Annotated in this window: 9 protein-coding genes; 6 read left to right on the top strand and 3 right to left on the bottom strand. The window is 34.4% G+C overall.

The window, feature by feature from the left end; all coding sequences use genetic code 11:
• From larC to larA, 3 genes are all read right to left on the bottom strand, one after another.
• The coding region (gene larC / locus RWO76_RS06795) for a nickel insertion protein (protein ID WP_314354910.1) at positions 1-361 on the bottom strand (361 nt) is incomplete at its 3' end.
• Positions 358-1,101, bottom strand: coding sequence for a nickel pincer cofactor biosynthesis protein LarB (gene larB / locus RWO76_RS06790; RefSeq protein ID WP_314354909.1), 744 nt, complete (start codon positions 1,099-1,101; stop codon positions 358-360). The genes larB and larC, both read right to left, overlap by 4 nt.
• Positions 1,102-1,110: 9 nt before the next feature.
• Entirely contained in the window at positions 1,111-2,388 is a 1,278-nt protein-coding gene (gene larA, locus RWO76_RS06785; protein WP_314354908.1) for a nickel-dependent lactate racemase, read from the bottom strand.
• A gap of 164 nt (positions 2,389-2,552) precedes the next feature.
• Between larA and RWO76_RS06780 the strand changes: the two genes are divergently transcribed.
• The 6 genes from RWO76_RS06780 to RWO76_RS06755 all read left to right on the top strand — a co-directional run bounded on the left by RWO76_RS06780 (position 2,553) and on the right by RWO76_RS06755 (position 7,843).
• The gene (locus RWO76_RS06780) at positions 2,553-3,215 is read left to right on the top strand and encodes a Crp/Fnr family transcriptional regulator (protein WP_314354907.1); all 663 of its coding nucleotides are present in this window, start codon (positions 2,553-2,555) and stop codon (positions 3,213-3,215) included.
• Positions 3,216-3,242: 27 nt separating this feature from the next.
• Positions 3,243-4,064 (top strand): ATP-dependent sacrificial sulfur transferase LarE, encoded by an 822-nt coding sequence (gene larE, locus RWO76_RS06775; RefSeq protein WP_314354906.1) that lies wholly within the window; start codon positions 3,243-3,245, stop codon positions 4,062-4,064.
• 59 nt (positions 4,065-4,123) lie between these two features.
• Positions 4,124-4,654 carry a DUF924 family protein gene (locus tag RWO76_RS06770; RefSeq protein WP_314354905.1) on the top strand — a complete coding sequence of 177 codons (531 nt, stop codon included), beginning with the start codon at positions 4,124-4,126 and terminating at the stop codon, positions 4,652-4,654.
• A 122-nt stretch (positions 4,655-4,776) separates the two neighbouring features.
• Positions 4,777-6,171 (top strand): D-alanyl-D-alanine carboxypeptidase family protein, encoded by a 1,395-nt coding sequence (locus RWO76_RS06765; RefSeq protein ID WP_314354904.1) that lies wholly within the window; start codon positions 4,777-4,779, stop codon positions 6,169-6,171.
• Between the two features lie 191 nt (positions 6,172-6,362).
• Entirely contained in the window at positions 6,363-6,962 is a 600-nt protein-coding gene (locus RWO76_RS06760; RefSeq protein WP_314354903.1) for a nitroreductase family protein, read from the top strand.
• A 38-nt stretch (positions 6,963-7,000) separates the two neighbouring features.
• Positions 7,001-7,843, top strand: a complete 843-nt coding sequence (locus tag RWO76_RS06755) for a VOC family protein (RefSeq protein WP_314354902.1) — start codon at positions 7,001-7,003, stop codon at positions 7,841-7,843.
• Positions 7,844-7,870 lie beyond the last annotated feature (27 nt).

Raw genomic sequence — 7,870 nt, 5'->3', positions numbered from 1 at the left:
GGTGATGATCGTGTTCATGGTGATGATCGTGTTCATGGTGATGATCGTGTTCATGGTGATGATCGTGTTCATGATGATGATCGTGTTCATGATGATGCTCATGCTCATGATGATGCTCATGCTCATGCGTGAAATCTCCATGGACTCCATGATCTTTTTCGCCATGTTCTAAATGAACATCAAAATCAATTCCATAAATACTGCTTTTAGCAATTTTATGAATATGTAAATGATAGCCATCTACAGCTAACTTTTTAAGTTCTTGTTGTAAATAGTCTGAACTAGCTCCTAAATCAATTAAAAGACCATTCAGCATATCTCCACTTATGCCAGATAAAGGTTCTAAATATAAATGTGTCATGATGAAGCACCTCGAATCTGATTAATCATACTAGCAGAATAAGCAGCGCCAAATCCATTATCAATATTGACAACTGTCACACCAGAAGCACAAGAAGTTAACATACTCATCAGAGTTGTTAGACCTTGTAAGTTACTTCCATATCCTACACTTGTAGGTACTGCAATGACAGGGACATCTACTAATCCTGCGACTACACTCACAAGAGCACCTTCCATTCCGGCAATGACAATAATGACGCTAGCGCCACGGATATCATCCAAACGATTGAATAGTCGATGGATACCAGCAACTCCAACATCATAAATACGTTTCACAGGATTTCCAAATGTTTCAGCAGTAATAGCAGCTTCTTCTGCTACAGGCATATCACTTGTTCCTGCCGTTACTACAGCAATGTAATGTTCAGATTGAATAGGAGTTGGATTAACGACAAAAGCTCTTGCAGTTTCGTAATAAAATCCGTAAGGAATTTTTTCTAATAAGTATTGTCCTTTTTCGCTATCGACTCTAGTTGCTAGTACAGGAAGATTTTCTTTTTCTAATGAAGCAATAATTTTCTCGATTTGCTCTTTTGTTTTTCCTTCTCCATAAATAATTTCTGGAAATCCATTTCTTTTATTACGAGAAAGATCTAAAGAAGCAAAACCCATATCGTCGATGCCTTCTAATAGAGAGGCAGCTTCCTCTAGTGAAAGCTGTCCCTCTTGAAAGCGAATAAGAATCTCTTTTTTATTCATAATAATTTCCTAATCTTCAACGATAACAGATAAACCATCACGAATAACGGTAACTTTAGCATCTTGACCTTCAATTTCAAAGGCACGAGCTAATGCTTCGTCAAATGTTTTAGCAATTTCCATGTGCATATCTGTAATTAATGTAGGGTCTACTAAATCAGAAACAAAAATGACACGGTGATGTACTAAAATACGTGCTAAAATTTGAGCAGTCCATTGATCTGGGATTGTTTCTAAACGTGGTGTGTTAATCGCTTTTTCTAAAAAGTCTTTTGGTTCTTTATAATCAGCTAAGTTATGATAGAATCCTGAACCACCATGTCCGTCACGACATCCTGCAACCATAATAATAACGCCGCCTTCTTTATTAGTAGCTTCAGCAGCAGTCATTCCTTTAACAGCTTGGTAAATATTTTGGTCTAGTGGGAATCCACCATTTGTTGAAACAGCGATATCACAAGGGATTTTTTTAACATGAGCTAATTTACGTACAAACTCACATCCAACATGGTGAGCTTCTTCCATATCACCAGCAAATGAACCGATAATATGTTTTTCTCCATCTAATACTACGTTAACAATAAAGGCTAAGTTTGCAGTACGAGCTGCATAAACCATATCTTCATGGATTAAATTATGTTTTAAGTTACCTGTTCTTGATTTATCAGAGTCGATAAATTCACCAGAGTGGTTTGCCATAATTGTTTTATAAGAAGCAATACCTGGTAATACAGATTTACGTCCACCTGAAAATCCAGCAAAGAAGTGAGATTCAATGAATCCTTCAGCGATTAATAAGTCTGCTTCAGCAGCAATACGGTTAATAATGCAGTCACCACCTGAAGGTAATTGACCGATTTTTACCATATCTTCATCATTTGTTGAAATGTGCATTACGATTTCTTCGTTATCTACAATTTCTTGACCGTACTTATTGATTAATTCTTCTCGAGTTGAAGGACGGTGGAAACCTGTTGCTACTAAAATACGAATACGAGCATCTGGAGCGACACTACGAATACGACGTAAAATAATCGGAGTAATAATATGAGAAGGAACTGGACGAGTGTGGTCTGAACTAATTAAAATAATGTCTTTTTTTCCTTTTGCCAATTCTTCTAATGATTTACTACCAATAGGATTATCCATTGATTTTTCAACAGTTTCTTGTTCAGATAGAGGATTTGAAAAATTCTCTGCTTCTGATTCTAACAATCCTGCAAAATTTTTATCAGGAATGCTAGCAGTGATTAGTTGTTTGTCATAAGGTAATTTAATGTCTACCATTTTTAACATCTCCTTTGTTAATAGCTAACACAATATAGTATATTATTTTTTTCTTTGTATGTGAATACAAATGGTGTTAACATATGTTAACAAAAATATTTTTATCAAGAGGATAATAATGTTTGAGAAATGCAAGTGAATTTTTGAAAAAAAGGAGTATAAAAATGGAAGAAAATTATCTTGTAAACTTTCTTGAAGCGCATAATGCACCTGTGATTAAAAAGAAGAAGCACATGTATTTAGCGTATCACGGATTAGAGGAGTCTTATACATATGTATTGAAAGAAGGGGTTGTTAAAACAAGTATCATCTTAAAAGATGGTCGAGAATTTAACTTAGCGTATATTACCCCTATCGATATTATTTCATTATTAAGAGACGAAGTATCGAATTATACTTCTGCACCCTTTAATGTACGAGTAGAATCAGATGAAGCAAGTTTTTATCGAATTCAGCGTATTAAGTTTTGGGAATATGTTAAAGAAGATCGAAAATTGCAAGACTATATTCGAGAATATTATCGTCAAAAATTATCTGAAAATATCGAATCTTTACAATATATGACGATGAATGGGAAAAAAGGTGCAGTATGTGCATTTATTTATAAATTAGTAAAGCAGTTTGGAGTACAAACGGAAGAAGGCATACTGATTGATTTTGCAGTAACGAATGAAGATATTGCAGGATTTTGTGGTATTTCTACGCGCAATAGTGTGAATCGTATTATTCATGATTTAAAAGCTGAAGGTGTTGTGGAAATCAAAAATCAGAAAATTATTGTAAAAGATATTAGTTACTTAGCAGATTTTACTGGAAGAGAAGGCTAATAAGAGCCAATGTTAAGGAGAATCAATATGGATGAAAAAGAACTAAAGCTAAAAGAATTATTGAAGGAAATTGGTAAGATTGTTATTACTTATTCAGGAGGAATTGATAGTAGCTACCTATTAAAAGTAGCACTAGACACTCTTGGAAGTGAAAATGTTTTAGCAGCTGTAGTGAATTCTGAATTATTTCCGGATTATGAATTTGATATGGCAATTGATTTGGCCAATGAAATGGGAGCTCGTGTTATCGGATTAGAAATGGAAGAATTATCAGATCCACGAATTGCAGCAAATACCCCTAAAATTTGGTACTATAGTAAAAAATTATTGTATCAAACGATTAAACAACATGTAGAACAAGAAGGGTTTACAGTGTTATCCGATGGAACGATTATGGATGATGTAGATGATTTTCGTCCAGGAGTAAAAGCTCGTAATGAAGAAGGCGTTCGTAGTTTATTACAAGAAGCTGGATTATATAAAAGTGAAATTCGTCAATTAGCCAAAAGACTTGGCGTAGAAAATTGGAATAAAGTTCCTTCTTGTAGTATGGCTTCCCGTTTCCCATATGGAACAAAGATTACTGCAGAAAAAGTTCGTTGGGTACAAGAAGCAGAAGCTTATTTAATTCAATTAGGATTTGAACAAGTGCGTGTACGTGTTCACCAAGATTTAGCAAGAATCGAAGTATCTCTTGATTTAGTATCTACATTATTAGACCATCGTCAAGAAATTGAAAGTAAATTACGCTCGATTGGTTTTAGTTATGTTGCATTAGACTTAGCAGGTTACCAGTATGGACGAATGAATCAAGTGTTAACTGATAAAGAAAAAGCAAAAATTGGATAAGAGATAAAGGAGAACTTTGATAAGGAGTTCTTCTTTCTTTGCCTAGAAATGAGGAGAGTATGGAAGCTCAAGAAGTATTACGATTTTGGTTTGAGGAATTAGAACCAAAGGATTGGTTTGTAAAATCCATTGCACTGGACAAAGAAATATACAGACGTTTTTTTAAAATTCATCAAGCAGCCATTGCGGGAGAATTAAGTCATTGGAGAAATACGATTCAAGGAAGATTAGCAGAAATTATTGTTTTGGATCAATTTTCTAGAAATTTATATCGTGATGATGCGAGAGCCTTTTTATATGATGGCATGGCGTTGGTATTAGCACAAGAAGCCCTACCGTATTCTAAGGAATTAACGATTGTTGAACGAAGTTTTTTATATATGCCATTTATGCATTCAGAGTCATTAGCAATTCACGAGGAGGCTGAACAATTATTTTCTGAACCTGGAATGGAAAAGCGTGCGAAATATGAACAGATGCATCGAAACATTATTGAACAGTTTGGACGATATCCATATCGTAATGAAATTTTAGGAAGAAAATCCACTGAAAAAGAGTTGGAATTTCTTCGAAATCATTCAGGATTTTAATCAGAACAGGTATGTAAAACGCATTAAAAAAAGTAATAAAACCTTAACATAAATAGAGTTGTTTTTTAAGTGAAAATTCGATACGATGAATAGGCAAAAGAGAGAATTGTGGAGATAAACTTATGAAAAAAATCAAATGGATGAAAGCCGTTGTGACAACTTTAATCGCTTGTTGTTTAGCAAGTCCGATGCAAACGATGGTTCACGCTGAAGAAGCTGAGAAGCCTAAGACTGCAGAAGAAATCGCAGCTTTAGAAGATGTAGCATCTTATATTGCTATCGAACAAACAAGTGGAAAAATTTTGATGGAAAAAAATCAAGATGATGTTCGAGGCATTGCTTCGATGAGTAAAATGGTGAGTCAGTATTTAATATTAGAAGCAATTAAAAATTCAGAAATTACATGGGAAACAAAAATCCCCATTAGTGAACGAGCAAGTAAATTAAGTGCAAATTATTCTTTATCAAATGTACCTTTATGGCCGAATGAGAAATACAGTATTCAAGAATTATTTGAAGCAAGTTCGATTTATTCTGCAAATGCTGCAACAATTGCAATGGCAGAATATTTAGCGGGAAGTGAAGCTAAATGGATTGAACGAATGAAAGAAAAACTTGAATCTTGGGGGATTCATGATGCGATGATTGTGAATGCTACAGGATTACCAAATAAATATGGTGAAGCAGAAAAAAATCCAGATTTTGGAGATGAAGCAGAAAATAGTATGTCTGCTCGCTCGGTTGCGATTGTAGCAAGAAGATTAGTATTAGATTTCCCAGAAATTTTAAAAATTTCTTCTGTCGCGACAAAGGAGTTTCGACCAGGAACTGAGGGTGTCACTAAGATGGATAATTTTAATTATTTAATTCCAGGATTATTATTTGGTTATGATGGAGTAAATGGATTAAAAACAGGAACTTCTGAAACAAGTGGAGCCTCAATTACAACAACAGCAACACGTAATAATTTCTCAGTCATTGTTGTTACGATGGGATCTAAACAACCATTGAATCGTTTTAAAGTAACTACAAAAATGTTAGATGAATTATTCAAGAAATACGAAGGCTTAGTTGTCGGGATTCCAGGTAAATCTGTTCAAAATATTCAACCTTATCCAGTAAATGGTGGGGCTGATGAGAAGATTAGTGTGGATTATGGAGATAATTTTGTAGCGGCTGTTCCAAAAGGAACTGCTATGAGTCAAGTAAAAGTACGTTTTGAACCATTTAAAGAATTGTTAGATGAAAATAATGCTCTTAAAGCACCGATAACTGCAGGAAAAACAATTGGAGATTTATATTTTCAAATTCCTGGAGAAGATTTAGGTTATGTAGATGGTCAGGTAGAAGGACATGTACCAGCATTCGCAGGATATGAAATTGATCCATCGAATATTGTGACAGATGGTTATCGACAAGTGAGAGGATTTGTTGAAAAGATTATTCACCGAATCCAAGAGTTTATTGGAAATCTCTTCCAAAAAGTAAAAGGTTTCTTACACGCAGAAGAAGCGTAGAGATTTATTCATTAAAAATGGAGACGACATAGATCGTCTCTTTTTTATGGATAAAAATATTTCTATATAGAAATATTTTTGTTGACAAATAATTTATTTCTATATAGAATAAATATATAAAGTGAAGAGTTAGAAGACTAATTCTAAACTATAAAAATTATTTAACAAATAAGAGAAAAGGGGAAATCAATATGACAAACTTTACAGAATTACAAACAAAACGCCGTTCCATTTACGCTTTAGGGAAAAATGTGGAGATTTCTAATCAAGAATTAGTGGATACAATTCAAGGAGCGATTCTTCAAACTCCATCAGCATTCCATTCACAAACAACTCGTGTGGTGATTTTATTAGATAAAGAATCAGATGCATTTTGGAATGAAATTGCTTATTCAGAATTAGAAAAAGTAACACCTGCAGAAGCATTTGAAGCTACAAAACAACGTTTAGCAGGATTTGCGCAAGCAAAAGGAACGATTTTATTTTATGAAGATCAAGATGTCGTAAAAGGGCTTCAAGAACAATTTCCTAGTTATGCTGAAAACTTCCCATTATGGTCAGAACAAGCTCATGGAATTTCATTATACGCAACATGGTTAGCATTAGCAGAAAAAAATATTGGAATGAATGTTCAACATTATAATCCATTAGTAGATGCACAGTTAGCAGAAAAATATGATATTCCGGCAAACTGGAAATTACGTGCGCAAGCACCATTTGGAGCGATTGTTGCACCTGCTAGTGAAAAAGAAGTTCAAACAGAAAATCGTTTCAAAGTATTTGGAGCTTAACAGAAGGATTTATAAAAAATTAGAGGAGTTGTGATTATATGTATCAATCAGATTTTGAATTAGGATATGTTGCCTTAAATGTACGTAACTTAGATTTACAAAGTCAATATTACCAACAAGTTCTTGGACTTAGCGTGATTCATCAAGAGGAGTCAATGATTGACTTAGGTGTGGGCAAGACCGTTTTAGTTCGATTAATTAAAACAGAGGAAGCATTAGATGTTGCGGGTAGTTATGGACTTTATCATTTGGCTATTTTACTTCCTTCTAGAGAAGCTTTAGCACAGATTTTCAAACATTTTGTAGATCATTCTGTTCCATTAATTGGAGCGAGTGATCATGATTATAGCGAAGCTATCTATCTAGAAGATACAGAAGGAAATGGAATTGAAATCTATCGAGATAGACCTGTTTCTGAATGGGATATTAAGGAAGATGGACGTATTATTGGGACAACAGAAGCGATGGATGCAGAAGGATTGTATCGTTTAGCAACTCCTTTAGAAGGCCCTTATAAAATGCCAGAAGGTAGCCGAATGGGGCATGTTCATCTATCGGTTCGTAAGAGTGATATTTCGAGTGGATTTTATCAAAATGTACTAAAAGTGCAAGATAAATTCTCTGTTCATTCTGCTTCATGGTTAGCATCTGGAAATTACCACCATCATTTGGCCGTTAATGAGTGGGGTGGACAATTAGCGGCTAGAACTGAAGGGATGCGAGGCTTAGCTTACTATACAGTTATTTTCGAGGATGAACAATTGTATCAAGATACGATTGAAAGAGCGAAGAAATTTGCTAAAAATGTAGAAATTGGAGAACAGGAAGCTAGTTTTACAGACTTAGATGGTATTAAAACACGTTTAGTGTTGAATCGTTAATTCTTACGGATTACCTGTTGCACAACT

This window comes from uncultured Granulicatella sp., from assembly GCF_963521425.1.
Classification (GTDB): Bacteria; Bacillota; Bacilli; order Lactobacillales; family Aerococcaceae; genus Granulicatella.
The sequence above is the reverse complement of the archived record's forward strand: the minus strand, read 5'-3'. Positions and strand labels throughout refer to the sequence as shown.

What these genes read in the sequence shown, in the direction of transcription:
- larB (WP_314354909.1), bottom strand. Translation starts at nt 1,101, where the DNA reads ATGAATAAAAAAGAGATTCTTATTCGCTTTCAAGAGGGACAGCTTTCA.
- larA (WP_314354908.1), bottom strand. Translation starts at nt 2,388, where the DNA reads ATGGTAGACATTAAATTACCTTATGACAAACAACTAATCACTGCTAGC.
- RWO76_RS06780 (WP_314354907.1), top strand. Translation starts at nt 2,553, where the DNA reads ATGGAAGAAAATTATCTTGTAAACTTTCTTGAAGCGCATAATGCACCT.
- larE (WP_314354906.1), top strand. Translation starts at nt 3,243, where the DNA reads ATGGATGAAAAAGAACTAAAGCTAAAAGAATTATTGAAGGAAATTGGT.
- RWO76_RS06770 (WP_314354905.1), top strand. Translation starts at nt 4,124, where the DNA reads ATGGAAGCTCAAGAAGTATTACGATTTTGGTTTGAGGAATTAGAACCA.
- RWO76_RS06765 (WP_314354904.1), top strand. Translation starts at nt 4,777, where the DNA reads ATGAAAAAAATCAAATGGATGAAAGCCGTTGTGACAACTTTAATCGCT.
- RWO76_RS06760 (WP_314354903.1), top strand. Translation starts at nt 6,363, where the DNA reads ATGACAAACTTTACAGAATTACAAACAAAACGCCGTTCCATTTACGCT.
- RWO76_RS06755 (WP_314354902.1), top strand. Translation starts at nt 7,001, where the DNA reads ATGTATCAATCAGATTTTGAATTAGGATATGTTGCCTTAAATGTACGT.